The organism is Mesorhizobium captivum, from assembly GCF_033977165.1.
Classification (GTDB): Bacteria; Pseudomonadota; Alphaproteobacteria; order Rhizobiales; family Rhizobiaceae; genus Mesorhizobium; species Mesorhizobium captivum.
Genome location: NZ_JAVIJB010000002.1, coordinates 351,695 through 377,115, shown reverse-complemented (window position 1 = coordinate 377,115; position 25,421 = coordinate 351,695). Strand labels below are relative to the sequence as shown.

The 25,421-nt window shown below is 63.3% G+C and carries 23 protein-coding genes; 16 read left to right on the top strand and 7 right to left on the bottom strand.

What is annotated here, in order from left to right; translation table 11 throughout:
* Nucleotide 1: 1 nt before the first annotated feature.
* Nucleotides 2–1,642, bottom strand: coding sequence for a N,N-dimethylformamidase beta subunit family domain-containing protein (locus RFM40_RS03885; RefSeq protein WP_320227210.1), 1,641 nt, complete (start codon nucleotides 1,640–1,642; stop codon nucleotides 2–4).
* A 289-nt stretch (nucleotides 1,643–1,931) separates the two neighbouring features.
* On the opposite strand from RFM40_RS03885, the gene RFM40_RS03880 reads away from it, so the two are divergent.
* The 4 genes from RFM40_RS03880 (at nucleotide 1,932) to RFM40_RS03865 (ending at nucleotide 4,147) form a co-directional block, all read left to right on the top strand.
* Nucleotides 1,932–2,180, top strand: a complete 249-nt coding sequence (locus RFM40_RS03880; RefSeq protein ID WP_059189249.1) for a ParB N-terminal domain-containing protein — start codon at nucleotides 1,932–1,934, stop codon at nucleotides 2,178–2,180.
* Between the two features lie 123 nt (nucleotides 2,181–2,303).
* A complete protein-coding gene (locus RFM40_RS03875) occupies nucleotides 2,304–3,251 on the top strand; it encodes an alpha/beta fold hydrolase (protein ID WP_320227209.1) in 948 nt (315 codons plus the stop codon).
* Between the two features lie 138 nt (nucleotides 3,252–3,389).
* The gene (locus RFM40_RS03870; RefSeq protein WP_320227208.1) at nucleotides 3,390–3,785 is read left to right on the top strand and encodes a GFA family protein; all 396 of its coding nucleotides are present in this window, start codon (nucleotides 3,390–3,392) and stop codon (nucleotides 3,783–3,785) included.
* Between the two features lie 149 nt (nucleotides 3,786–3,934).
* Nucleotides 3,935–4,147, top strand: a complete 213-nt coding sequence (locus RFM40_RS03865; RefSeq protein WP_320227207.1) for a hypothetical protein — start codon at nucleotides 3,935–3,937, stop codon at nucleotides 4,145–4,147.
* Nucleotides 4,148–4,161: 14 nt separating this feature from the next.
* On the opposite strand, the gene RFM40_RS03860 is transcribed toward RFM40_RS03865, so the two are convergent.
* The gene (locus RFM40_RS03860) at nucleotides 4,162–5,073 is read right to left on the bottom strand and encodes a hypothetical protein (protein ID WP_320227206.1); all 912 of its coding nucleotides are present in this window, start codon (nucleotides 5,071–5,073) and stop codon (nucleotides 4,162–4,164) included.
* 187 nt (nucleotides 5,074–5,260) lie between these two features.
* Between RFM40_RS03860 and RFM40_RS03855 the strand changes: the two genes are divergently transcribed.
* Both RFM40_RS03855 and RFM40_RS03850 read left to right on the top strand, forming a co-directional pair.
* Nucleotides 5,261–6,133 carry an undecaprenyl-diphosphate phosphatase gene (locus tag RFM40_RS03855; RefSeq protein WP_320227205.1) on the top strand — a complete coding sequence of 291 codons (873 nt, stop codon included), beginning with the start codon at nucleotides 5,261–5,263 and terminating at the stop codon, nucleotides 6,131–6,133.
* A 53-nt stretch (nucleotides 6,134–6,186) separates the two neighbouring features.
* Nucleotides 6,187–6,978 (top strand): phosphodiester glycosidase family protein, encoded by a 792-nt coding sequence (locus RFM40_RS03850; protein ID WP_320227203.1) that lies wholly within the window; start codon nucleotides 6,187–6,189, stop codon nucleotides 6,976–6,978.
* A 45-nt stretch (nucleotides 6,979–7,023) separates the two neighbouring features.
* Here the strand turns inward: RFM40_RS03850 and RFM40_RS03845 are convergent, their stop codons facing one another.
* Nucleotides 7,024–7,986 carry a Tim44 domain-containing protein gene (locus RFM40_RS03845; RefSeq protein ID WP_320277161.1) on the bottom strand — a complete coding sequence of 321 codons (963 nt, stop codon included), beginning with the start codon at nucleotides 7,984–7,986 and terminating at the stop codon, nucleotides 7,024–7,026.
* Between the two features lie 312 nt (nucleotides 7,987–8,298).
* Between RFM40_RS03845 and RFM40_RS03840 the strand changes: the two genes are divergently transcribed.
* Both RFM40_RS03840 and RFM40_RS03835 read left to right on the top strand, forming a co-directional pair.
* The gene (locus tag RFM40_RS03840) at nucleotides 8,299–9,435 is read left to right on the top strand and encodes a glycoside hydrolase family 25 protein (protein ID WP_320227201.1); all 1,137 of its coding nucleotides are present in this window, start codon (nucleotides 8,299–8,301) and stop codon (nucleotides 9,433–9,435) included.
* A gap of 211 nt (nucleotides 9,436–9,646) precedes the next feature.
* On the top strand, nucleotides 9,647–10,117 hold the full coding sequence (locus RFM40_RS03835; RefSeq protein WP_320227200.1) for a YbhB/YbcL family Raf kinase inhibitor-like protein: 471 nt from the start codon (nucleotides 9,647–9,649) through the stop codon (nucleotides 10,115–10,117).
* Nucleotides 10,118–10,425: 308 nt separating this feature from the next.
* Here the strand turns inward: RFM40_RS03835 and RFM40_RS03830 are convergent, their stop codons facing one another.
* Nucleotides 10,426–10,665: a hypothetical protein gene (locus RFM40_RS03830; RefSeq protein ID WP_430691635.1), complete on the bottom strand. Its 240-nt coding sequence runs from the start codon at nucleotides 10,663–10,665 to the stop codon at nucleotides 10,426–10,428.
* A gap of 238 nt (nucleotides 10,666–10,903) precedes the next feature.
* Here RFM40_RS03830 and RFM40_RS03825 point away from each other — a divergent pair, with 238 nt between their 5' ends.
* Entirely contained in the window at nucleotides 10,904–11,389 is a 486-nt protein-coding gene (locus tag RFM40_RS03825; RefSeq protein WP_320227199.1) for a DUF2314 domain-containing protein, read from the top strand.
* A gap of 114 nt (nucleotides 11,390–11,503) precedes the next feature.
* On the opposite strand, the gene RFM40_RS03820 is transcribed toward RFM40_RS03825, so the two are convergent.
* The 3 genes from RFM40_RS03820 to RFM40_RS03810 all read right to left on the bottom strand — a co-directional run bounded on the left by RFM40_RS03820 (nucleotide 11,504) and on the right by RFM40_RS03810 (nucleotide 16,986).
* Nucleotides 11,504–11,944, bottom strand: a complete 441-nt coding sequence (locus RFM40_RS03820) for a hypothetical protein (protein WP_320227198.1) — start codon at nucleotides 11,942–11,944, stop codon at nucleotides 11,504–11,506.
* 99 nt (nucleotides 11,945–12,043) lie between these two features.
* Nucleotides 12,044–12,985 carry a hypothetical protein gene (locus RFM40_RS03815; protein ID WP_320227197.1) on the bottom strand — a complete coding sequence of 314 codons (942 nt, stop codon included), beginning with the start codon at nucleotides 12,983–12,985 and terminating at the stop codon, nucleotides 12,044–12,046.
* 224 nt (nucleotides 12,986–13,209) lie between these two features.
* Nucleotides 13,210–16,986 (bottom strand): vitamin B12-dependent ribonucleotide reductase, encoded by a 3,777-nt coding sequence (locus tag RFM40_RS03810; protein ID WP_320227196.1) that lies wholly within the window; start codon nucleotides 16,984–16,986, stop codon nucleotides 13,210–13,212.
* Between the two features lie 803 nt (nucleotides 16,987–17,789).
* Here RFM40_RS03810 and RFM40_RS03805 point away from each other — a divergent pair.
* The 7 genes from RFM40_RS03805 (at nucleotide 17,790) to RFM40_RS03775 (ending at nucleotide 25,343) form a co-directional block, all read left to right on the top strand.
* A complete protein-coding gene (locus RFM40_RS03805; protein WP_320227195.1) occupies nucleotides 17,790–19,328 on the top strand; it encodes an ABC transporter substrate-binding protein in 1,539 nt (512 codons plus the stop codon).
* 103 nt (nucleotides 19,329–19,431) lie between these two features.
* Nucleotides 19,432–20,373: an ABC transporter permease gene (locus RFM40_RS03800; RefSeq protein ID WP_320227194.1), complete on the top strand. Its 942-nt coding sequence runs from the start codon at nucleotides 19,432–19,434 to the stop codon at nucleotides 20,371–20,373.
* Entirely contained in the window at nucleotides 20,373–21,236 is an 864-nt protein-coding gene (locus tag RFM40_RS03795) for an ABC transporter permease (protein WP_320227193.1), read from the top strand. The genes RFM40_RS03800 and RFM40_RS03795 overlap by 1 nt, the downstream gene beginning before the upstream one ends.
* On the top strand, nucleotides 21,236–22,456 hold the full coding sequence (locus RFM40_RS03790; protein ID WP_320277160.1) for an amidohydrolase/deacetylase family metallohydrolase: 1,221 nt from the start codon (nucleotides 21,236–21,238) through the stop codon (nucleotides 22,454–22,456). Before RFM40_RS03795 ends, RFM40_RS03790 begins: the two co-directional genes overlap by 1 nt.
* Complete coding sequence (locus tag RFM40_RS03785) at nucleotides 22,453–23,472, top strand: ABC transporter ATP-binding protein (protein ID WP_320227192.1); 1,020 nt, start codon at nucleotides 22,453–22,455, stop codon at nucleotides 23,470–23,472. Before RFM40_RS03790 ends, RFM40_RS03785 begins: the two co-directional genes overlap by 4 nt.
* Entirely contained in the window at nucleotides 23,469–24,494 is a 1,026-nt protein-coding gene (locus tag RFM40_RS03780; RefSeq protein ID WP_320227191.1) for an ABC transporter ATP-binding protein, read from the top strand. The genes RFM40_RS03785 and RFM40_RS03780 overlap by 4 nt, the downstream gene beginning before the upstream one ends.
* Nucleotides 24,495–24,521: 27 nt before the next feature.
* Nucleotides 24,522–25,343, top strand: coding sequence for an IclR family transcriptional regulator (locus RFM40_RS03775; protein WP_430691634.1), 822 nt, complete (start codon nucleotides 24,522–24,524; stop codon nucleotides 25,341–25,343).
* Nucleotides 25,344–25,421: the final 78 nt, after the last annotated feature.

Here is a 25,421-nt window from a genome sequence, read left to right as displayed (position 1 = left end):
GTCAGGACTTTCCGAGATAGCGGTCGAGAACATTTTTGGTCACGCGTTCGACCATCGCGTCCTGCCTTAGCAGGCCGGCGACCCATTCGCAGCTTCCGGCATGGAAGACCTCGCCCTTGCCGCGCGGGAAATTGACGATCATGCCGTTGCCGCGCTTGACCTTGTCGAGATTGGCGTCGCTGGCCTCGCCGAACAGCGTCTCGGCGGTGAAGCGCCCGTCCTCGTCGGTGAGGAACTGGTCCTCGATCGGGATGTCGGCGCTTTCCTCGACCTGGCTCGCCATGCCGACCGCCAGTACCTGTAGGCCGTCCGGCGCGCCGCTGGTGGCGGTCGGGTGGGGCAGGCCGCCGCGGATTTCGAAATCGAGCCCGTCGACCTCATAACCATAGACGTGGCTGTCGGCGCCGAGCAGGTCGCCATAATAGATGCCGGTGCCGGCGAAGGCCCAGTGCTCGGGTCGGTAGACGGGAAAGCCGCGCACGCCGCGCGGCGCGCAGCCGCCCCAGCCGGCATAGACGCCCCTGGTCGCGTCGAGGCCGAAGGTGGCGCTGCCCGGACGGCCGATCTCCGGTGCTTCCCAGGAATTGGTGGCGCGGGTGACGTCACCGCCGCGATAGGCTGGATCCTCGGCGCGGGCGCGGTATTTATAGCAGACCTGCCGGCGGCCCTCGTCCTCCAGCCGTGTCTGCCACATGAAGTTGCCGGCAAAACGCGCCGCATGGCCGCCGCGCTCGACATAGAGGTCGACCGCGTCGCGCATCTCCCAGGTCCAGTATTCGTCGTGGCCGACGAAGACGGCGCAATGGTAGCCGTCGAGGATTTCGGGCGAGAAATGGAGCTCGTGCTGGCTGGCGAGGTCGATCGCGTAACCGGCGCGCTCGGCGAAGCGGAAGAAATGGCTGTCGTAGCTTGCCCAGCCGGAAGAGGCGTATTTCTTCGAATGACCGGTTGCGAAAGCCCATTCCATATGCGGATAGCGCGGCACCGTCTTCGGCGGCACCGCGACTTCCAGCGGCACGCGCGGCGCCTCCTTCGGCAGCACGACGAAGCCGCGGCACCAGGGGCGCTGCGTGGAAACCATCGTCGCGTATTGATCGCGGTTCGGGCCGGTGATGCCCTGATAGTGGTTGGAGCCACCCCAGGTGTTGTAGGCAAGCCAGGTGCCGGTCGCCGCGACCTGCAGCAGGCGGCCGGGTTTCTTGCCGGGCAGGGGCGCGACGATGAAGAGATGGTGGCTGTGGATCGGACTGCCGTCCCGCCCTTCGGCCGAAAGGGTGACGCGATAGGCGCCCGACGGCCAGTCGTTGCCGATGCGGAATTCGAACGAGGCATCCCACCCGCAGCCTTCGATCGAGCATTGATCGGGCGTCTCCTGCCAGCGTGCCGAAAGGCCGGTCTTTTCGAAGACCCTGGTTTCGCTGCCGCCGTCGCGGACGACGACGATGCCGAATTGCGGTGCCGTCGAGCTGACATGCAGCACTAGGGTCTCGCCCGGCCGATAGGAGAAACGGTCGCTGTAGCACCAGATTTCGCCGCTCGAGCCATCCATGCCCGGCCATTCATAGTAATGGCCGCGCACCGCCTCGCGGCGCTGCTCGGGCGTCAGCCCGAAATCGGGGAATTCAGTGGGCGGTTGCGTCAAAGAGCACCTGAAACCAAGACGCCGCCATTGAGACCATCGGCCGGCCAAGCGTCAAATGGAAACAATCGGGCCAGCGAGCGCTTGGCCATATGCGGCAAACCAACTATTTCATTCTAGGGGTCTATCGATATTCAGGTGAGGCCGGCCTGCGAACGGCAGTTCCCTGCGCTTCCGGTGCTCACGTACTTCGAGTACGCTCCGCTCCGGTTCTCAGAAACTGCCCTTCTCGGCTCGGCCTAACCTGAATCTCGACAGACCCTAGGGCAAGATTTCCGCACTGGGAGCCGACATGCTGCGCGTGCAAAAGGTCAAGGTCGACGACATCTACGTGCCAACGGCGCGCCGCAAGACGCTGCATCCCGAGACCGTGCGCCATCTTGCCGAGGACATCCTAGAGAACGGCATGAAGACGCCGATCCAGGTGCGCCATGACGGCAAGCGCCATGTCCTGGTCGAGGGGCTGCACCGGCTCGAAGCCGCCAAATGGCTCGGCGAGACCGAGATCGACGCCTATCTCGTCCAGGCCCGGCGCCACTAAGCTCCTTTCTCCACTCGGGCTCGAAACGCAGCCGCTCGCTGCCCGTTTCCATTTTTTTGGCAAGCCATGTCGGCTTGGGCTTCGTCGCCGCGTCCTTGGGCACACAGACGGAGGAGACCAAAAGTGTCCAAGACCCTGCTTTTAGCCATTCTCGCGTCGGCCGTGGCCCTTATTGCCGCGCCGGACGCACAATCCGAGGAGTCCAAGCCTGCCATGACCACCGAAGCCAAAGCCCTCTTGAAGCCGGAAAAATCCGGCCTGCTGCCGATCGACGGCCTGAGCTACTACTACGCCACCTACGGCAAGGGTGAGCCGTTGCTCCTGCTGCATGGCGGCTTGGGATCGACCGACATGTTCGCACCGATCCTGCCGAAATTCGCGGAGCACCGCACGGTGATCGCTGTGGACTTGCAAGGTCACGGCCGCACTGCGCTCGGCGAACGGCCGTTCGGCCTTGAAGCGATGGGCAACGACATGGCAGCCATCGTCAAGACGCTCGGCTACGATCAGGTCGATGTCATGGGCTATTCGCTCGGCGGCGGCGTCGCCTTCCGCATGGCTGTCCAGCACCCTGAGGCGGTGCGCAGGCTGGTCATGGTGTCGACCGGCTACGCCGCCAATGGCTTCTACGACGAGATGCGCCCGCAGCAGGCGCAGGTGAGCGCGGCGGCCGCCCCGTTCATGAAGGACACGCCGATGTACAAATCCTATGTCGCCGTGGCGCCGCATCCAGAGGATTTCCCGAAGCTGCTCGACGCGCTCGGCAATTTCATGCGCAACGATTATGATTTCTCGGCCGATGTGCCGAAGCTGAAGATGCCGGTCATGCTCGTTTATGGCGACAGCGACATGTACAAGCCCGAGCATGAGATCAAGTTCTTCCAACTGCTCGGCGGCGGACAGAAGGACGCGGGCTGGATGCGCGAGAACCTGCCGCAGAATCGGCTGGCGATCCTGCCCAACCGCACCCACTACGATGTCTTTTTCGCGCCGGAACTCGCTACCACCACGCTGCCCTTTCTCGACGGCGAGACCAAGGTGAAAACCTGGGACGAGATGGTCAGCGAGTGACCCTTGACCGCTGGCTGCCCGAGGGAAGGCGGCCAGCGTCATCACCGCAAGCGATCACATCCTATCAATGCTTTTTGATTGACGCTTCTATGCCGGCCGCTACTACCGCACCTGGACTCCACAAAGCAGGTGCTTTCAATGACGAGATACCAAGGCGGATGCCTGTGCGGCGCGGTGCGCTATCGTGCCGAGGCCGAGCCGATCAATGAGCGCATCTGCCATTGCTGGATCTGCCAGAAGGCGATCGGGGCCGCCTTCAACGCGCGGCTCCTGTTCCGCATCGAAGACGTGACCGTCGAAGGGCCTTTGGCGACGGTCAATTCATCGCCGGACCTCAAGCGCGGCTTCTGTCCCGCCTGCGGCACGACGATGTTTTCGCGCCGCGACTCCAGAGGCATTCTCGGCATCACGTCCGGTTCGCTCGACGATCCGTCCGTGTTCAAGCCAGACATGCATTTCTGGACGGCGTCCATGCAACCCTGGGTGCGGCTCAATGATGGTTTGCCGCAATTTGAGGGTGCGCCTCCGGCTTAGACTTCTCCCTTCTCCCACAGGGGGGAGAAGGGGAAAACTGCACAAAAATTTCATCTTCGATTCACGAGATAGCCGGCAAAGCGTCATTGGCGAGCCATCATTGGCTGCTTATCTAACCGCCATGCGGGAAGGCATCGAGGAGGCGACGGATGAGCGAGAGCATCAACACCCTGGACGAGCTTTTGAACGACCCGATGATCCAACTCGTGATGGAACGCGACCGCGTGCGCCCGGCGGAACTCCGCATGCTCTTGGAAAAAGCGCGCGACAGGGTCGCCGACGATTCCCGGATCGACCAGCCTGTGGTGCCGCCGGCCCATGTCGTGGCCAGAAGCTGCCTGACGCAATGGCTGTACCGCTAGAGCCGTGAAGGGCTCTAGCTCGAATGCGCCGGCAAATAGCTGTAATGGTCGCGGAAATAGGCAATTTTGAAACCGAGCCGCGCGTAGTTGCGGTAGGCCGGGCCATCGCGCTCGGGGCGCGGCGCCTCGATATCGGCGACGAACAGTTTCGCGCCGGCGGCGATGCCGTCGCGGACCAACCTTTCGCCAAGCACGGCGTCGAGATCGAAGCTTGGCGCCATGATGCCGGGCACCGGCGCGTCGATGCCGCTCCAGGCTGCGCCGTCTGAGATGAACAGTGAGCGCACTGCGGCCACCGCGCCGTCTCGTTTCAGCATATAATGACGCCAGCCCTTGCGGCCGACCAGCGCCATGAGCCAGGGCGAAGTGGGCAGTCTGTACTTGCCATCGATGAAGGATGCCCATTCCGGAGCAGTCTTCGGTACGACTTCTTCGACCGATACATCGTCGGTTTGGAAGAGTGGTTCGGCCGGCAGCGGCGTCGCGTCGCGGAAGATGCGTTCCCAGCCGCTCTGATGCTGCAGCCCGCGCGCTTCCAGCCAGCATCTCAACCGCGACGGCTCGGTATGCGGACTGGTGTAGAACCATGGCCGCAAGATGCCGGCCGTGCGATAATGCGCCAGCAGCGCGTCGAGTTGAGCCTCCGAGGCCGGAGCCTCGACGCCGATGTTCTTCGCGCAGTTGAAATGGATGAACGGGATCGTCGCGCAGGTGGTCCAGACCAAGTCGCGGTCGCGGGCGATCGACAGGCCGTGCCGGGCGGCAAAATCCGCGGGCGCCGCGTCATAGAGGTCGAGCCAGGCATTGACCTCGGCGCGTTCGATGGCGCGGCTCAGATCGCGCGAGACATCCTCGATCGCAATTTCCGGCAGGTGCGGCTCCGGCGGCGCGACTGGCTGCAGTTCCGAGAGGGCGGCGGTCGACATGATGGTCCTCCTCCGATCTACCTTACAGTGTAAGATTAGTGGATGATAATATGGAGACGCCCATTGTCAAGCACGATTAGCGGCACCTTACAAATCCGTGAGTTGGATTCCCGGTTTCGCGCAGTTAAGGCTGTCTTCGAGGGGCTTTGCGAATGACGATGCACTTTGTGCTGGGGAAAGGACCGGGATGACCGACGTCTGCACGCAGGGACTGGATACGGGCTTTGTCGGCCTGGGTTATGCCAAGGTGGCGTTTCTCGGCATCGTGCAAGGCATCACCGAACTGCTGCCGATCTCTTCGACGGCGCATATGCGCGTCGTGCCCGCCGTGCTCGGCTGGCAGGATCCCGGCTCAGCCTTCTCCGCCGCCATGCAGCTTGCGGCATTGGCGGCGGTCGTCAGCTATTTCTGGAGCGATGTCAGGGATGTCGCGGTGGGTTCGCTGTCGGCGCTCGCGCGCCGCGATTTCGCCAACCGCTACTTTCGCCTGGCGGTCGGAATCGTGCTCGCGACCGTTCCGATCGTCATCGCCGGCCTTGCGCTTTCCGGCGTTCTCAATGCCTGCAATTCGCCGCTGAGAGGGCTGGCCGTGATCGGCTGGGCCTGCATCGTCATGGCCGTGCTGCTGGCGCTTTCCGAAATCTATGCCCGCCACAGGCTGACCCTCGAAAAGGTGTCCGTGCTCGACGCCTTGCTGGTCGGCGTCGCCCAGGTCGGCGCCCTCATCCCCGGTGTGTCGCGCTCGGGATCGACGCTGACGGCGGCGCTTGGACTTGGCTTTGCCCGGCCGGAGGCGGCGCGGCTCTCCTTCCTGCTCGGCCTGCCGGCGATCGCGCTTGCCGGTCTGAAGGAGCTTTGGGAACTGCATAAGATCCATCTCGGCGCCTATGGCTGGTCGGTCCTGGCCGTCGGCCTTGTCGTCGCCTCGATCTCGGCCTTCTTCGCCATATGGGGTTTGATGCGGGTGCTCGAGCGCTTTTCCGCCTGGCCGTTCGTCATCTACCGCGGCCTGCTCGGCGTCGTGCTTTTGATCGGCGTCGCTTTCGGCTGGTTAAGCTAGAGGCTTTCACCGAATCCGCTATACCGGCACCTGGACCTTCTTCGGGTGCGCTGATGGATCTCGCGACGCTGCTGCGATCGGTGCCTTTGCTCGCTGCCCTGGTGAAATCGGCGCTGCCGGCCGCCGTCGGCGCGGGCTTAGGCGCCGGCCAATGGCTGGCGGCGCTGCCGCCGTGCCGCAACTTTACGTTCGAGACCGCGACCTATCTCGTCTGCGAGGCCGATCCGAAACATTTTTCGATCGAGCTGTTCTGGAAGAACAAGGACGGCGAGTTCTACCGCTCGCTGCACAATCTTCGCACCGCCGAACAGGCCGCCGGCCGCACCATGCTCTTCGGCATGAATGCGGGCATGTATCATCCCAACCTCGCGCCGGTCGGGCTCTATGTCGAGCAGGGACAACAGATCACGTCGGCGAAGACCGGGGCAGGCAGCGGCAACTTTTCCATGCAGCCGAACGGCATCTTTTATCTCGGCGACGGCAAGGCCGGCGTTCGCGCGACGAAGGACTTTTTGAAGCGTTCGCCGCGCGTGGATTACGCAACCCAGTCCGGGCCGATGCTGGTCATCGACGGCAAGCTGCATCCGAAATTCCAGGCGGGCAGCCCGTCGCGAAAAATCCGCGACGGCGTCGGTGTGCGCGCCGACGGCGTCGCCGTTTTCGCCATCTCGAACGACGTCGTGACCTTCCACGAATTCGCGCGCCTGTTCCGCGACGAGCTCGGCTGCCCGAACGCGCTGTTCCTCGACGGTTCCATATCCAGCCTCTATGCGCCAGCCATCGGCCGCAACGACGATTTCTCGAATCTCGGGCCGATGATCGGGGTGTTCAGGCGAGGCCGGTAGGCACCAGCGTAGGTTACCGCGGCGCGGATAGCGCCGCGGTTGCGTTTAATTGGATGCGTCCTGGATCGCGGACAGCAGCCACGGCCCGCCGGCCTCGCGGGTGAAGGTCCACAGTTCGGTGGCTTCGACCGGATTTTTCGGATCGCCCTTTTCGACGGCGCCGGTCTGGCGGTTGCGCATGACATCGATGGCCGACCAGCGCATTGCCGCGGTGGCATAATCGCGTGAGCCCTCTCGCCACGCCTCCGCAATATCGGCTTCCAGCAGCTCAAGATTTGTCACATCGTTCTTGAGGCCATGGGTTGCGTTGTCCGCCAGCTCCTCCGAAAGGTAGGAAACCATTTCGGGCGTCGTCAGCCTTCGCAATCCCTGGTGATCCTCGCGACTGAATGCGGCCTGCACGTCGCCGAGGATATTTTCGAACGCGTCCCGATCGGTATCCGTGATGCCGATTTCGTCAGCGCCGGATGCGCCCAAATCCGTGGTGCGGGATGGGTAGTTGGGCTGCGTGCCTGCCCAATCTTGCCGGCCGAAGGGAAAGCCGGAGCTTCTCATATTGGCCGGCGCGGCATTATCGCGGCTGAAAAACCGCATCGCCAGCATGATGAGGCTGCCGATGAGCAGTAGCTGGAAGATGAAGCTGAAGCCGCCGCCGATGCCGCCGAAACCATGGCCGAGCATCATGCCGAACAGGCCATTGAAGAGCAGTCCGCCGACCAGCCCGCCGACGAAGCCACCGCCAAATCCGTTCCAGAATCCCGGGCGCGCCTGGCCGGGAAACGACTGCGACGGCGGTATCGACTGGGTGGTGTTCGGCGTCATCGAACGCGTCACGGGCGCGGTATAGGGCGCGGTCTTCGTCGGAGCCGGGGCCTGGAAAGTCCGGCTGCCGCGGCTGCCGAAACTGCCGCCCATACGCGCCTCCGCGGTGCCGATGGTGGCGCTTCCAAGCGCCATCAGCAGGATCAGGAAGATCGACGCAACTTTGATCGTCCGTGATTTTGACATTGGTGACAGGTCCTTGGGGTGACAATCCTTGGGTCGGAGCGTTTCAAACGCATCTGGCGAGCCCCCTATATGGGTACGAATTGGGGCAGGGTTAGACCCTGTCTTTCAAGATGTCGGTCGTAGTGGGGCCTGCAGCTATCCATCAGGGCCTTGCGGCTTCCGGATTGACGGCGGCTGGGCCGGCCGCGAATCGCCCGGCCGAACCAAAAGTAAATTTTGATTCAAACTTTGTTGGTAATTTCTCATTAGGAATGGGGCTTCCGGCGGCGTCTTTCCTGCCTTCGGTCTGTTTTGTTTTGCGTACAGGTCAAGATGCGGATTTTCGGCGTCGTCAGTTTCGTGCTCGCAGCGCTTTGCCTCGGCGGCTGCTCGTCCACGTCGGGCGTCGACGCCTTGCAGGTGCCGTCCAATGAGACGACAAGTTCCGTGGTCAGGCCGAGCGCGCCCGTGACGAAGGCCGTGAGGACGGCCGACACCGCAACGACCGTCGAGACCGCGTCGATGTCGGGCGCCACCCGCTTCGAGCCGCCTGCGCCTTTGCCCGAGGACAATGCGCGTCTCGACGACGAGAATTCGCGTCCCGACGGCGAAGTTTCGCGTCCTCACGGCCTGGCCGAGGAGGAGACGGTTGCGTTCCTCGCCCAGGACCTGCCGGACAGCGTCGAGCCGCCGGTTCAGGAGGCGGCGCTCGTGTCGCCGCCGAAGCGGCTGTCGCGCGCAGCACCTGCGATGCTCGCGAGCCCGGTCACCCGCTACGCTTTCCGCGACGCCAAGCCGATCAATTTCGGCCGCTCCTCGCCGCGGCACCTTGCCGTGCACGGCGTTGATGTCTCGCGCTGGCAGGGCAATATCAACTGGGAAAAGCTGCGCGCCCAGGGCGCCAATTTCGCCTATATCAAGGCGACCGACGGCGGCGACCATCTCGATCCGATGTTCAGGGCGAACTGGCGCGGCGCCGACGCCGCCGGACTGAAGCGCGGCGCCTATCATTTCTTCTACTGGTGCCGCACCGCCGGCGAGCAGGCCGACTGGTTCATCCGCAACGTGCCGAGGGTCGAGGGCGCGCTGCCGCCGGTGATCGACGTCGAGTGGAACGGCGACTCCTCCTGCAGGCGGCGGCCTTCGCGCGAAAAAGTGCTGGAGAAGATGCAAGTGTTCATGGACAAGCTGGAACGCCATTACGGCCAGCGGCCCGTCATCTACACCAGCCCCGACTTCTATCGCGACAATCTGCGCGGCGCTTTTCTCGACTATCCGTTCTGGCTGCGCGCGGTCGCCGCGCATCCGTCAAAGGTCTATCCCGGCCGCAGATGGCTGTTCTGGCAGTATTCCGGCTCCGGCCTGTCGCATGGGGTGAGAGGACGCATCGACCTCAACGTCTTCCACGGCGACGAACGGCAATGGCGCAGTTGGCTGGGCGGCGGGCAAATGGTGGCCGACGCGGATTAGGGTGCGACCGCTGATCCCGGACGCTCATGGTTGGCGCGATGCGCCACGCCACGATCTCACCGCCGGCGGCTGAGCCGGCCGTCCTTCCTTAAGATCCGACAGGACGAACACAATTCCATGCGCGCCGCAACTCGCTGGCGCCGCGGAACGATCCGGTGCGGCATTCGTTGGTGGTTGCGGTCTTGCGGCGTCAAAAGCGGAAGGGACCAACATGCCATTAACACTCACCAGTCCGGCGTTCGCCGACGGCGATCCCATCCCCGAACGTTACGCCCGCGATGGCGAAAATGTTTCTCCGCCCCTGAAATGGTCGGGGATACCTGACGGGACGAGGAGCCTGGTTCTCATCGTGGATGACCCCGACGCACCACGCGGGACGTTCGGCCACTGGGCGGTGTTCAACATTTCGCCCGACATCGAGCAACTCGCCGAAGGGGAGGACGGGAAGCCGGGAACCGAAGCGCTCCAGCAGGGGAAGAACGACTTCGGCAACGCCTCCTACGATGGCCCGGCTCCGCCCGCCGGGCATGGCGTCCACCATTACCATTTCCGGCTGGCGGCTCTCGATGTGCCGAGCCTCGGCATTCCCGGCCAGACCGGCGTCAAGGAAATCTGGAAGGAGGCCCGGCGCCACGCGATCGAGGCGGCGGAACTCGTGGGCACATACGAACATGCCGCCTGAATGCAAAAGGTGATCTTTCTGGTGGGCAACGCTGGCCGCATGACTCAGGAGGCCTGCAATCAACAATCCGGACCCGAACAATCCCGAACCGATGCCGGGCGATCCCAATCCCGAGCCCTCCCGGCCTCCATCTCCGCCGGAAAACCCGCCCGGAGAACCGCCGGGCGTTCCTCCGCCTTCACCCGATCCCATCCCGGGACCCGGCAGGGGACCTCCCGATATTCCGCCTGACGCGCCACCTGAGTTCCCGCCGGAGGAGCCGACATCTCCCAGCCCGACGGCAGGAGAGTTCCGCCGACGTGTCCAAATCAGATCGCCGGAACCCATTTCCAGAACACGCCTTCCATCCTCTCGGGATAGTACTTGAATTCACATTCGAACCGTCGTCCGTAGCTGGCGGCGGCAGCAAGCGCTGCCTTGCTGACGGGCCGCATGCCCGTCCCCGGCGCGAACCAATCCTCCAGCAGATCGTCGGGCACGTAGGCGCCGATCCTCAGCGGCAGTTGTTGCAGGACGACGTCCATTTCCTTCGGCGGCACCGCGTTCATTCCCTTCCGGCTTCTCGCTGATGCAGTGAACTTGAAGTTCCTGCGATTCCACGCACTAGTGAACTGCGTTCTCGGTCTCGAGTTCCATAAGAACCGGCCTCCGCCACCTCCATCATTCCGATGCCGCAGCCTTTGGTAGTAATTTCAGGATTTCGCTAACCATCCGCTCACTTTGTCCCTTAGCGCCGCGGCAACCGCCTTCCGGTAACGCATCCGTGATCGCTACCTGGAGGGGTCAATGCGCAAACTGATTGTTACTGCCGCAGTTGTGGCCGCGGTCGGCTACGGATTTTTCAACGCGCTCGGCCATATGCGGAGCGAGCCCAAGGACAATGTGGTCGCCTATTCCACCACGGACGAGGCAATGCAGGGCGCCAAGGCCAAGGGCCATTCGACGCTGCCGCGCTTCCATGAACTGATGGATGCGCGCACGCCCGGCACCTATACGGTCAAATTCCCGCTGACACAGAACGGCGCCACCGAGCACATCTGGATGCAGCTTGTGGCCTTCAGCGACGGCCACTTCGTCGGCCTGCTGGCCGACAAGCCGGTCAACGGCAACCAGTACAAGATGAGCGACCGCATGACGGTTGCCGAGGCCGATGTCGAGGACTGGATGATCCGCAACGGCGGCGACGTCTATGGCGGCTACACGGTGCGCCAGGCGCTGGCCGATATGCCGAAGGAGCAGGCGGCGAAATACGGGATCGCGTTCAAGGATTGAGACGCGGCGCTCCCCTTCTCCCCTTCTTGTGGGAGAAGGTGGCCGCGAAGCGGCCGGATGAGGGGTGCTCCAGGGAACGCCAGCGAGCGGGCCTGAAGGGGCTGAGCGGATCAGTCAGGCCTTAGACCCCGAAGGTTTGTTGTCCATCCGCGCATCGATCAACACCACGTCCTTATGCCCGGTCAGTTCTAGCTCCTCCAGAATCGCCTCAACCCGGATTTTCTCCTCGATGCTGAAGTAGATGATGGCCTTGATGCCCTGTTTCGCGTCGCTCGCGGCCTGATAGATCGGCAATTGATTCTCTAGGTTGCGCTTAAGAGAAGAGTTTTTCGCGAGCTTCATCTCGATGAGAGTCTTATCGAAAGCGCCCCTAGAGATTTTGTAGTCCACTGGTCCGCGGCCGTCATTGGCCTCTGCCCCGACATCTGAAGGCGAGCCAAACCACACCAGCCGCGTGAGTACGTGCAGGTCGCTTTCGCGCTTGATCGCCTTGCCGTCGTGCCAGAAGATACGGTGGCCGCCCTTATTCTCAATTACGTCCTTGAGATACGCCAACCTGCGGTGGGGTTTCCTCGTATGTGCTTCCCTGCACATTATAGAAGCTGGTCAGGTTGGCCAACTCGCGCTGCAACTGACGCACTTGCTCTTCGAACACTAGGCGGGTTTCGATGACGCGTTCGGTGCTGATGTCGACAGCCTTGTCGCCATTCTCTTCCTTGTAGCGAATGTAATAGTCGACCAGGTCTGGGAACTTGATGAGCGTTTTGACAGCCGCTCATCGCGATCAGCTTGTGTGGGTTCCTTGTCTTTGTCGACGCCCCGCAGGAGCTCGGTTTGGAAATATGCGAAAACTTGCCCCCTGAGTTCGTTGTCCGGAATCGCCGTGGGAATGCTTTCGAAGTCCCGGATCATGTCCGTCCGATTGATCCAGTTTTCCTCGCGGGTCAGGATGTCTTTGGGCGTCAGCAGGACGAAATCATTGTCCCTACTGAGCCATGGCAATTCATAGCATCGACGCTGCCACGACTGGGTCTGGTAATCGAACACAGCTTTGTCGACCCAGACCATCTTGCGCTTTTCGGGGGCAATGTGTGTGCGGGCAAAGGTCTGCGTATACTCGCAGAGGAAGTGTTTGATCAGGTTCGTCGTGAAATCACTGATGCTGTCTCGGCCCACTCCTCCCTGGACGAGGCAGACCTTTTCCACGTGACTGCTTTCCGTGATTTGCTCCTGTCCGAAGTTTGCGAACAGGTCTGCGAGGTTTGCGCTCAATGACCGTGCGAAACCAAGTCCCAAGCCCGATCCACCATTCCCGACAAGAGAGAAGCCAAGCCAGTTCTGACGGACCTCGGAGAAGCAGAACCAGGCAGCGATGAGGTCCTTGTTGATCCTCGCTGCAATGACCTGCTCACGCAGGAAAATGATGTAGGCTAGGATTTCAGCATGAAGAGCTTTGTACTCGGGCTTCGTGCTCTGGAAGAGCAGGAAAGGATCGATAAACAGCGGCAAGTCGTTGATGATCGAGACGTTGAAGGCCCCGTAGTCATCTACGGCATCACGAGATACGCCGAAATACTCGTTGAAATACGTCGCCATTCACGGTTTCCCCCTCAATTGAGAATGAGGCGATTACATTCGGATGTCCAGATTGGCCACGACCTTCGCGGCCGGAGAGATCGCTTCCTTTAGCTTCACTTGAAAAAGCGCCCCGCAGTCATCTGCGGGGCGCTTTCAGTTCAGGGACTCGGCTTAAGTCGCGGGAGGACTCAAAAGGGTGCCCAGAGACATTCCTTAAGGTTCACCTCAGTATTCTGCCTACCTCAGCTGCACCCGCTCGTCGAACCACACGTATCGCACTTCTCGCAGGTGCCGTTCCGCACCATGGTGAAGTTGTGGCACTCGGAGCATTCGTTGCCGGTGTAGCCTTGCAGCAGCGACTGCTGGCGTCTGGTCGCGGCGAGCTTCTTTGCTTCGGCGGCCTCGTTGGCCGCGGCGTCGGTGAACAGCGCTTCCGCGCCGCCGGCGGTTTCGGCTTCCTCTTCCACCATCTCTTCGGCCAGTTCCCTGGCGCGGTCTTCATAGTCGCGCTTATAGGCAAGGGCCTCGTCGCTTGCCGGCTTCAGCGCCAGCACGTTGGAGCCGGCGAAGGCGGTGGGTGCTGCGCGGGCAGGGGCGGTCGTCGGGGCCGAGCCGCCAAAGCCCTTGGGCTCGCTGCCGATGCCCGACACCAGCTTCACCGGCGAGGCGCCGCGATAGAGGCCCTTGGAGAAGGGCGTCGCCTTGCCTTCGGTGATGCCGCGGCCGAGCGCGGTCTTGTCGAAGTCCGACTGGTCGACATGGGCGAGGTCGTGGCGGCCGAGATAGGAGACGGCGAGCTCGCGGAACACGTAGTCGAGGATCGACGTCGCGTTCTTGATCGCGTCGTTGCCCTGCACCATGCCGGCCGGCTCGAACTTGGTGAAGGTGAAGGCCTCGACATATTCGTCGAGCGGCACGCCATATTGCAGGCCGAGCGAGATGGCGATGGCGAAGTTGTTCATCATCGCGCGGAAGGCGGCACCTTCCTTGTGCATGTCGATGAAGATCTCGCCGAGGCGGCCGTCGTCGAACTCGCCGGTCCTGAGATATACCTTGTGGCCGCCGACGACGGCCTTCTGCGTGTAGCCCTTGCGGCGGTTCGGCAGCTTCTCGCGGTCGCGGTAAAGCCGCTCCACCACGCGCTCGACGATCTTCTCCGTCACCTGCACGGCGCGCTGCGCGGCCGGTGCTGCGATAAACTGCTCGACCGCCTCGTCCTCATCCTCGTCGTCATCGGCGAGCAGCGAGGCGTTGAGCGGCTGCGACAGCTTCGAGCCGTCGCGGTAGAGCGCGTTGGCCTTCAGCGCCAGCTTCCAGGACAGCATGTAGGCGTTCTTGGCGTCCTCGACCGTCGCCTCGTTCGGCATGTTAATGGTCTTGGAGATGGCGCCCGAGATGAAGGGCTGCGCCGCGGCCATCATCAGGATGTGGCTCTGGATCGACAGCGAGCGCTTGCCGATCTTGCCGCAGGGGCTGGCGCAGTCGAACACCGCAAGATGCTCGGCCTTGAGGAAGGGCGCGCCTTCCAGCGTCATCGCACCGCAGACATGGATGTTGGCGGCGTCAATGTCCTTCCTGGAGAAGCCAAGCGCCGGCAGCATCTCGAAGGAGATGTCTGAGAGCTGCTCGTCGGTGAAGCCGAGCGTCTCCTTCACCCAGTCGGCGCCGAGCGTCCACTGGTTGAACACGAACTTGATGTCGAAGGCCGACTTAAGCGCCGCGTTGAGCGCCGCGATCTTCTCGTCGGTGAAGCCCCTGGCCTTCAGCGTCGACGGGTTGATGCCCGGCGCCTGGTTGAGGTTGCCATGGCCGACGGCGTAGGCCTCGATCTCGGCGATCTGGCTTTCGGAGTAGCCGAGCGTCCTGAGCGCTTCCGGCACGGCGCGGTTGATGATCTTGAAGTAGCCGCCGCCGGCGAGCTTCTTGAACTTCACCAGCGCGAAGTCGGGCTCGATGCCGGTGGTGTCGCAATCCATGACGAGACCAATCGTGCCGGTCGGCGCGATCACGGTCGCCTGCGCGTTGCGGTAGCCGTGCTCTTCGCCGAGCTCGATGGCGCGGTCCCAGGCGGCGCGGGCATGCTCGGCCAGCGCCTGCTGCTTGAGGTCTGAAGCGACCAGCGGCACCGGGTTGACGGCGAGCTTCTCGTAGCCGTCTTTGTCTCCGTATGCAGCGCGGCGGTGGTTGCGCATGACGCGCAGCATGTTCTGCGCGTTGCGGTCGTAGTCCGGGAAGGCGCCGAGCTCGGAGGCCATCTCGGCCGAGGTCGAATAGGCCACACCCGTCATGATCGCGGTGAGCGCGGCGCAGATGGCGCGGCCCTCGTCGGAGTCGTAGGGAATGCCCGAGGTCATCAGCAGGCCGCCGATATTGGCATAGCCGAGGCCGAGCGTCCGGTAATCGTAGGAAAGCTTGGCGATCTCCTTCGACGGGAACTGCGCCATCATCACCGAGATTTCGAGCACGACGGTCCATAGGCGAACGGTGTGCTCGTAAGCCGCGATGTCGATGGTGCCGTCTTCCCTACGGTAGGGCAGAAGATTGATCGAGGCGAGGTTGCAGGCCGTGTCGTCGAGGAACATGTATTCCGAGCACGGGTTGGAGGCCCGGATCGCACCGGCGGAGGCGCAAGTGTGCCAGTCGTTCATCGTCGTGTTGAAGTGCAGGCCGGGATCGGCCGACGCCCAGGCGGCGTAGCCGATCTTTTCCCACAGATCGCGCGCCTTCAGCGTCTTCAGCACCTTGCCGTCCTTGCGGGCGGTGAGCTGCCAGTCGCCATCGGCCTCGACGGCGCGCAGGAAATTGTCCTTCAGCGACACCGAGTTGTTGGAGTTCTGGCCGGAGACGGTGAGGTAGGCGTCCGAATCCCAGTCGGTGTCGTAGGTCTTGAACGACATCGAGGTGTAGCCCTGGCGGGCGAACTGGATGACGCGATAGATGTAGTTCTCCGGCACGGCGTCCTTCTTGGCCGCCTTGATCTCGCGCTTCAGCGCGGTGTTCAAAGCCGGGTCGAAGCAGTCGTCGCCATCGCCATCGCAATTGACGCAGGCCTTCATGATCGCTTCGAGATGCTTCTTGACGATCTTCGAGCCGGTGACCAGCGAGGCGACCTTCTGTTCCTCGTTGACCTTCCAGTCGATAAATTCCTCGATGTCGGGGTGGTCGGCGTCGACGATCACCATCTTGGCGGCGCGGCGCGTCGTGCCGCCTGACTTGATGGCGCCGGCCGCGCGGTCGCCGATCTTGAGGAAGCTCATCAGGCCGGAGGAGCGGCCGCCGCCGGACAGCTTTTCGCCTTCGCCGCGCAGCATCGAGAAGTTCGAGCCGGTGCCGGAGCCGTATTTGAACAGGCGCGCCTCGCGCACCCACAGGTCCATGATGCCGCCTTCGTTGACGAGGTCGTCCTGCACGCCCTGGATGAAGCAGGCATGCGGCTGCGGATGCTCGTAGGCCGACTTCGACTTGGTCAGTTTGCCGGTGAAGGGGTCGACATAGAAGTGGCCCTGGCTCGGACCGTCGATGCCGTAGGCCCAGTGCAGGCCGGTGTTGAACCACTGCGGCGAGTTCGGCGCGACGCGCTGGGTGGCGAGCATATAAGCGAGCTCGTCGCGGAAGGCGCGCGCGTGCTCTTCCGACTTGAAGTAGCCGCCCTTCCAGCCCCAATAGGTCCAGGTGCCGGACAGTCGGTCGAAGACCTGGCGGGCATCGGTTTCCGACCCGTAGCGTTCAGCCTCCGGGAGCTTGGCGAGCTCGGCCTCGTCGGCAACCGAGCGCCATAGGAAGGAGGGGACGTCGTTCTCCTCGACCTTCTTCAGGCGCGCCGGCACGCCGGCCTTGCGGAAATACTTCTGCGCCAGGATGTCGGCCGCGACCTGGCTGAACTGGGCCGGCACATCGATGTTGTCGAGGCGGAACACCACCGAGCCGTCGGGATTCTTGATCTCCGACAGGGCCTTGCGGAATTCGATCTCCGCATAGGCTGACTGTTCTGGCTTGGTGAAGCGACGCTCGATGCGCATTGGTCCGGTCCCTTTTGTCTATATATAGCGCTTTTCCCCAGGGATTTCTGCCCCAAAGGCGATTAGCGCGGTCCGCCGTTTGCCGGCATCGCGGGCGACGCCGACATTCTCCTCGTCGCGGGCAACGCCATGCAGACAAGCGAACGCCTTTCCAGGCGGTCACCCAGGTTGCCGGCCGACCCGCGGGTCCCTCGAAACTGAAACTTTTGTCGATTCCCTCGGAAGAGGGAGGTTCACACTATCTAGGGTCGAGCCTGCCTGCAAACACTAAATATAGTGTTAACAGATCATTTTTTCCAGGCCGACAATTCTCCCTTTTCGCCCACCCAAGCCCAACATCGCCAACGCTTCCGCCGGCCTCGTGGACAGGCGGAAATGCGGGCAAAACGCACAAAATCCGGGAAAAAAGACCGGCCTCTGAACTTTCCGGTCGCGCCCACAACAGGAGCGCATGGCCTATAAAAAGCGACTCGTTCTGACCCGTCAAGGATTCGTTTTTGTAGGTTTTGTGACCCCCAATATGTTGTGTGTCACATATGTGGATAACGGGGACAGAAACGGCCGACGCGGAATTCGCTTCGGCCCGATTGAAAGCCGCTCCGCGCCGCAAATCGCGACCCGTTCCGCGCACCCTGACAAGGCAAATATGGCTAAGCGCCCTAACGCGGCGAGAGCCTGCCCGCGTTCCAGGTGCAACCATTGCAAATACCGAAAGACCTTGACGCAGCGATATCCCGATGCACTAATTAGTCCGTAACTAAGATATAAATTCCACAAATATGGAATAGTAGAAGGGAACCAAGATGAAGCGCTTCGTGAAAATTGCTGCTTCGCTGGCGGCGCTTGTGCTTTCGGCAACGGGCACAGCCTGGGCCGAGCCGGCCAAGGGCGGCGTCATCGACGTGGCCACAATCGGCGAGCCACCGACACTCGATCCGATGGCGTCCACGGCCGATCTCGTCGGCATCGTCACCCAGCACATTTATGAGACGCTTTACACCTTCGACAAGGATTGGGGCATCACTCCGCTTCTCGCGGCCGACATGCCGCAGATTTCGCCCGACGGGCTCGTCTACACGATCAAGCTGAGGACCGGCGTGAAGTTCCACGACGGCAGCGACATGAATTCCGCCGACGTCGTCGCGTCGCTGCAGCGCTGGATGAAGATCGCCACCCGCGGCAAGCAGGCCGCCGAGGTGATCGCCTCGGTCGACGCAGTCGACGACAACACGGTCAAGATCACGCTCAAGAAACCCTTCGCGCCGCTGCTGGCGCTGCTGTCGCTGAACAACGCGGCCGCCATCATCATTCCCTCTGAGAACGCCAAGCAGGACCCGCTGACCAGCTTTGTCGGCACCGGGCCCTACATGCTGAAGGACCGCAAGCCAGACCAGTTCATCCAGCTAGCCCGTTTCGACGGCTACAAGTCGCGCGACGGCGAGCCGAACGGCTATGGCGGCGCCAGGAAGCAGTATCTCGACGAAATCCGTTTCGTGCCGGTTCCCGATGCCAACACCCGCGTGGAAGGGGCGGTCGCCGGCCAGTTCGCCTATGTCGATTCGCTCCCCGTCGAATCCTTCGACAAGATCTCCGGCGGCAAGACGGCGCCCGTCATCCTCAAGCCTTTCGGCTGGCCGGTCTTTGTCCTCAACACCAAGCAGGGACCCAACAGCGACATCCGCATCCGCAAGGCGATCCAGGCAGCGCTTGCGCCCAACGACATGCTGCTCGCGGCGTTCGGCTCCAAGGATTTCTTCGCCGCCGACGGCGCCCTTTATCCGGAAAGCTATGCCTGGCACACCGATGCCGGCACCGAAGCCTACAAACCCGATGGCGACACCGAAGCGGCCGCGGCCCTGCTGAAGGAAGCCGGCTACGACGGTAAGCCGCTGCGCATCCTCACCAGCCGCCAATACGAGTTCCACTACAAGATGGCGCAGGTCGCCGCGGAGTATCTCAAGGCGGCCGGCTTCCAGGTCAAGCTCGACGTCGTCGAATGGGCGACGCTGACCAAGAACCGCACCGATCCGGCGCTCTGGGACATCTACATCACCCACAGCCCGTTCCTGCCCGAGCCGTCGCTGACCGGCATCATGTCGGACTCCTCGCCCGGATGGTGGGTTTCCGACCGCAAGCACAAGGTGCTCGACGCGTTCAACGCCGAGCCCGATCCGGCCAAGCGCGTCGCGTTGTTCGCGGATGTCCAGAAGGCGGTGCTCGACGAGGTCCCGGCCGTCAAGATCGGCGATTTCAACGCATTGGCTGCCAAGGCGCCGACGCTCAAGGACGTGACGCCGGCGCCGTGGCCGTATTTCTGGAACGCTTATCTGGAAGGCAAATAAGTTCCTCCCGCAGGTCCCGGCGCGCAACCGGGCCAGGCAACAGGGTGCCGGCCAGTTACGGTCGGCACCCAAGAACTTCGATAGACCACCGAAGAGAGGCTGAATGCTGCGCTCGATCCTCAACAGGATTCTCGGCATGATCGTCGTGATGGCGCTGGTCGTCACCATCGTCTTTGTCATTGTGCGGATAACACCTGGCGATCCGGCCGCGGTGATGCTCGGCCCGGATGCGTCCGCCTCAGACATCGCGGCACTCCGCTCCAGGCTCGGGCTCGATGGCTCGATCCCGGAGCAATTCGGGCGCTACGTGCTCGGCGTCGTCCAGGGGGATTTCGGCCAGTCGATCTTCCTCAACGAGCCGGTCACGACAGCGCTCGCCCAGCGCGCCGAGCCCACCTTCTTCCTCACAGTGTTCTCGCTGCTGATCGCGACGGCGATCGCCTTGCCGGTCGGGATCCTCGCCGCCTACAAGCGCGGCTCGGTCTTCGATCAGGCGACGACCACGGTCGCCATGTTCGCGGCGAGCGTGCCGAGCTTCTGGCTGGGTCTCTTGTTCATCCAGTTCTTCGCCGTCAGGCTCGGCTGGTTCGACACTTCCGGCTATGGCGGGCCGGGCGCATCCTTCGTTGTGCGGCTGAACCACCTGGTGCTGCCGGCGCTGGCGCTCGGCCTCGTCAGTTCGGCGCTGATCACCCGCTTCACCCGCGCCTCGATGCTCGACGTGCTCAACGACGACTATGTGCGCACCGCTCGCTCGAAAGGCATGAGCGAATGGCGAGTCGTGCTGAAGCACGCCTTCAGGAATGCGCTGATCCCGATCATCACCGTTATCGGGCTCACCGCCGCGCTGCTCATCTCGGGGGCGGTGGTGACCGAAACGGTGTTCGGCCTGCCGGGCGTCGGCAGCCTGGTCGTGTCGGCGGTGCTGAGGCGCGACTATCCCGTCATCCAGGGCGCGCTGCTGGTCATTGCCGGCCTCTACGTGCTGGTCAATTTCGCCATCGACATGCTCTACCTCGTCGTCGATCCGAGGGTTCGCTACTGATGGCCGCGATCTCCGTCCCGTTCCATTCCGAACCCAACATCCTGTCGCGGCTGATCGGTCGGCCGACATCGGCCATCGGCCTGATCGTGCTGGTCATCATCGTGCTGGCCGCCATTTTGGCGCCCGTCATCGCGCCCTATGCGCCGTCGAAACTCTCCATCGCCAGCCGGCTGCATGCGCCAGGCCTCGATCATCTGTTCGGCACCGACGATCTCGGCCGCGACGTGTTCACGCGCATGCTCTATGCCGCGCGCACCTCCCTCAGTGTCGGCTTCGCCGTGGTCATTCTGTCGTCGATCATCGGCACCATCTTGGGGCTGACGGCAGGCTATTTCAAAGGTCTCGACACGCCGGTATCGCGGCTGATCGATGCCATGATGGCGTTCCCGGATATCCTGCTGGCGATTGCGCTAGTCGCCGCGCTCGGCCCGACGGCGGTCAATGTCGTGGTGGCGCTCGGCATCGTCTATGCGCCGCGCATCGCCCGCGTCGTGCGAGCCTCGACGCTGGTCATTCGCGAGCTTCCTTATGTGGAAGCGGCGCGGGCGCTCGGCGTGCCAACGCTGATCATCCTGATCCGTCATGTGCTGCGCAACGTGACGTCGCCGCTCCTGGTGCAGGGCACTTTCATCTTCGCCAATGCCATCCTAGCGGAGGCCGGCTTGTCGTTCCTCGGCGTCGGCATTTCGCCCGACATTCCGACCTGGGGCACGATGATCGCCACCGGCCGCCAGTACATGGACCAGGCTCCCTGGGTGATGATGTTCCCCGGCGCGGCGATCGTCGTGACGGTGCTGTCGCTGCAGCTCCTCGGCGACGGGCTGCGCGACCTTCTCGATCCACGCCTCGCCAAGGATATCTGATGTTTGCCAACCGCTTCCCCAAGGCCGAGCGGCCGCTTCTGATCAAGGACGCAAGACCGGTCGGGTTCGGCGACGGCTTCGATCGGCCGATCGACGTCATGATCGACGAGCATGGGCGGATCGCCGAAGCCGCTTCCGCCATAGCCGCCGGCGATGGTGTCGAGACCGTCGACGCCAAAGGTATGTTTTTGTCGCCGGGCTGGACCGATCTCCATGTCCATGTCTGGTATGGCGGCACCGACATTTCGCTTCGCCCCGAGCAATGCGGAGCCGCGCGCGGCGTCACCACGATGGTCGATGCCGGCTCGGCCGGCGAGGCGAATTTGCAGGGCTTTCGCGAGTTCATCATCGAGCCGGCGCGTGAGAACGTCTACGCCTTCCTGAACATCGGCTCGATCGGCCTGGTCGCCTGCAACCGCGTCAGCGAGCTGATCGACATGCGCTCGATCGATTTCGACCGGATCATCGCCACGATCGAAGCCAATCGCGACGTCATCATCGGGCTGAAGGTCCGCGCCAGCCATGTCATCACCGGCGGCTGGGACCTGACGCCGGTGCGCCTGGCCAAGAAGCTCAGCCGCATCCTGAAGCTGCCGATCATGGTGCATGTCGGCGAGCCGCCGCCGCTCTATGACGACGTGCTCGGCCTCTTGAGCGAGGGCGACATCGTCACCCATTGCTTCAACGGCAAGGCCGGCGGCTCGATCATCGAGGACGACGACCTCTACAGGCTCGCCGAGCAGGCGGCGGCGCGCGGCATCGTGCTCGATGTCGGCCATGGTGGCGCGTCCTTCTCCTTCGATGTCGCCAAGGCCGCGCTTGAGCGCGGCCTGCCGCCGGCCACGATCTCGACCGACCTCCACAACCGATCGCTCGACACCTCCGTTTGGGACATGGCCACCACCATGTCCAAGCTATTGTCGCTCGGCATGAAATTCGAGGACGTGGTGACGGCGTCGACGACGGCTCCGCGCCGCGCCATCCGCCTGCCGACCGAAAGGCTGCTGAAGAAAGGCAAGCCGGCCGAATTCACACTGTTCGACGTCGTCGACGCCGACCTGACCGTGCGCGATTCGCAAGGCGCTTTGAGCACGCTGCATCGGCTGTTCGAACCGCGCCATGCCATTCTGGGCGCAGAGGCCGTCGCCGCGCATCGCCATGTGCCGGCGGAAGGCGAGGGCGGTTCCCATGCCTGTCCGCATTGCGGGTGGAAATCATGACCGAGCCTTTAGCCAGCGACGTCATCCTCTCGGTCCGCGATCTCAAGACCTGGTTCGTGACGCGCCGGGTGACGGCAAAGGCGGTCGATGGCGTGACCTTCGATCTGAAGCGCGGCAGGACGCTGGCGGTGGTCGGCGAATCCGGCTCCGGCAAGTCCGTCACCAGCCTCTCCATCATGGGACTGCTGTCGCGGCCGGGCCGTATTGCCGGCGGCAGCATCCTGTTTCGCGACCGGCAGGAACGCGTCCACGACCTCGCTGGCTTCGGCCAGCAGCAGTTCCGCAAGCTGCGCGGCAGCGAGATCGCGATGATCTTCCAGGAACCGATGACCAGTCTGAACCCGCTGTTCACCGTCGGCGACCAGATCGGCGAGATGATCGCGCTGCACGAGCCGGTCGATCGCCGTGAGGCGCGCAGGCGCGCTTTAGCCATGCTGAAACATGTCGAAATCCCCGACGCGGAATCGCGCCTGGACGACTATCCGCACCAGATGTCCGGCGGCATGCGGCAGCGCGTCATGATCGCCATGGCGCTGTCCTGCAGTCCGTCGCTCTTGATCGCAGATGAGCCGACGACCGCGCTCGACGTCACCATCCAGGCGCAGATCCTCGATCTCTTGCGCCGCTTGCAAGCCGAGATGGGCATGTCGATCCTATTCATCACCCACAATCTCGGCGTGGTGGCCGAGATCGCCCACAATGTCGTCGTCATGTATGGCGGCCGCGTCGTCGAGCAGGCGCCGGTCAATGATCTCTTCGCGCATCAGCGCCATCCCTACACCAAGGGCCTGCTTGCCTGTACGCCGAATGCAGCGCGCGACATCGATGCAGCCGGGCAACGCCATGCGTTGCATTCGATCCCCGGCAGCGTGCCGCCGATCACCAACCTGCCGCCTGGCTGCGCCTTCGAGCCGCGCTGCAATTTCGCCATCACCCCCTGCCGAGCCGAGCCGCCGCCGCTTGTGCCTGCCGGTCCGCATGGTGCGTCCCGCTGCATCCGGAGCGCCGAGCTATGAGCGCGCCTGCCACATCCGTCGAGGAGAAGCCCCTGCTCAGCGTGCAGGGCCTGACCAAGCATTTCCCGGCCAGGGGCGGCCGCATCGTCCATGCCGTCGAAGACGTCAGCTTCGACATCCCGCGCGGCTCGACCGTCGGCCTCGTCGGCGAGTCCGGATCCGGCAAGACCACCGCCGGCCGTGCGCTTTTGCGACTGATCGAGCCGACAGGCGGCAAGGCGCTGTTCGAGGGCGTGGACCTGTTCTCGCTGTCGCAGCGCGAGATGCGCGGCTACCGGCAAAGGCTGCAGATCGTCTTCCAGGACCCGTTCTCGAGCCTTAATCCGCGCATGCGGATCGGCGGCATTATCGGCGAGGCGCTCAGCACAGCAGGCTATCCGCGCGGCAGGCGGCGCGCCGAGCGGATCGGCGAGCTGCTGACGCTGGTCGGCCTGTCGCCGGACCACGCCGGCCGCTACCCGCATGAATTTTCCGGCGGCCAGCGCCAGCGCATCGGCATTGCGCGGGCACTTGCCGTCGAACCGCAATTCATCGTCGCCGACGAGCCGGTCTCGGCGCTCGATGTTTCCGTGCAGGCGCAGGTGCTCAATCTGTTCGGCGACCTGCAAAAGAAGCTCGGGCTCACCCTTCTGTTCATCGCGCACGACCTGTCGGTGGTCGAATATCTCTGCGACGAAGTGGTGGTCATGTATCTCGGCCGCGTCATGGAGCGTGGGCCGAGCCGGCTTGTCTATGCCGCGCCGCGCCATCCTTACACCAAGGCGCTGCTGGCAACGGCGCCGGTGCCCGACCCGACGCGCCGCCGCACGCACACGCCTTTGCACGGCGACATTCCGAGCCCGATCGCGCCGCCCTCCGGCTGCGTCTTCCGCACCCGCTGCCCCGAAGCCATCGCCGCCTGCGCGCAAGCCGTCCCGCCGGTCGAGCATGTCGGCGGCGGACACTACGTGGCTTGCATCCGCCACAATGAAAAACTGCCTGATCTGAACCGGGTTGACCATCGCCAGGGTGCTGCCCTTTAGATCATCGCGATCAACATTTGAGACCACATGACTGCTGACGTGAGAGACCAAGACCTGAGCCGCACCGAAGTAGCCGTCGAACCGCGCCGGTCGCGCACCAGCGGCATCGACCGCGTGCTGCAGATCTTGGATTGCCTGCAACGGCGGGGACGCCCGGCAACCGCCTATGAAATCGCGCGCGATATCGGCGCGCCGCTGTCGACCGTCTACGTCATCGTCGACGATATGGTCGAGAAGGAGCTTCTCGACCGCAAGGATGGCGGCCTGCTATGGCTCGGGCCGAGGCTTTATCAGTACGGGCTGACTTATGCCCGCACGCTCGATCTGCTCAATGTGGCGACGCAGGAAATGCACGAACTCGCTCAAGGATCGAAGGAAACCGTCCAGATATGCGGCCGCGACGGCGACTATATGGTCGTCTTGGCCATGGAGGAGGGCAAGGACCATTTCCAGGTGACGTCGCGCGTCGGCACGCGCACGCCGCTCAACTGGACAGCGTCGGGCCGGTTGCTGGTCGGTCACCTGCCGGAGGCTGAGCGTCTCGCCATTTTTGCCCGCTCGGCGACCGCTTCGCCGACAGGACGCGCTGAAACGGACGAGCACGTGCTTGCTCGATCATCGGAGGCGGCGCTGGCCCAGGGGCTCGCGATCCAGGCCGGCGAGTCGGATTTTTCGGTCGCCTGCATCGCGGCTCCGATCCGCGACAACCTTGGGGCGTGCCGGGCGACAATCTCGATTGTCGTACCGGATGTGAAACTTCGGCAAAAAGATCCGGATTTGACGTCGCGGGTCAGGCAAAGCGCCCGGCGTATCGAGGAGCGGCTGGGCTGGCGCCACGCAGGCCCGTAATCCCCGGCGTCCGGGACGGCCGCCGGCAGGCTTTTCATTTTAGCTGGCTTGCACTATCTCTTGCCCTTGCGCGGGGGC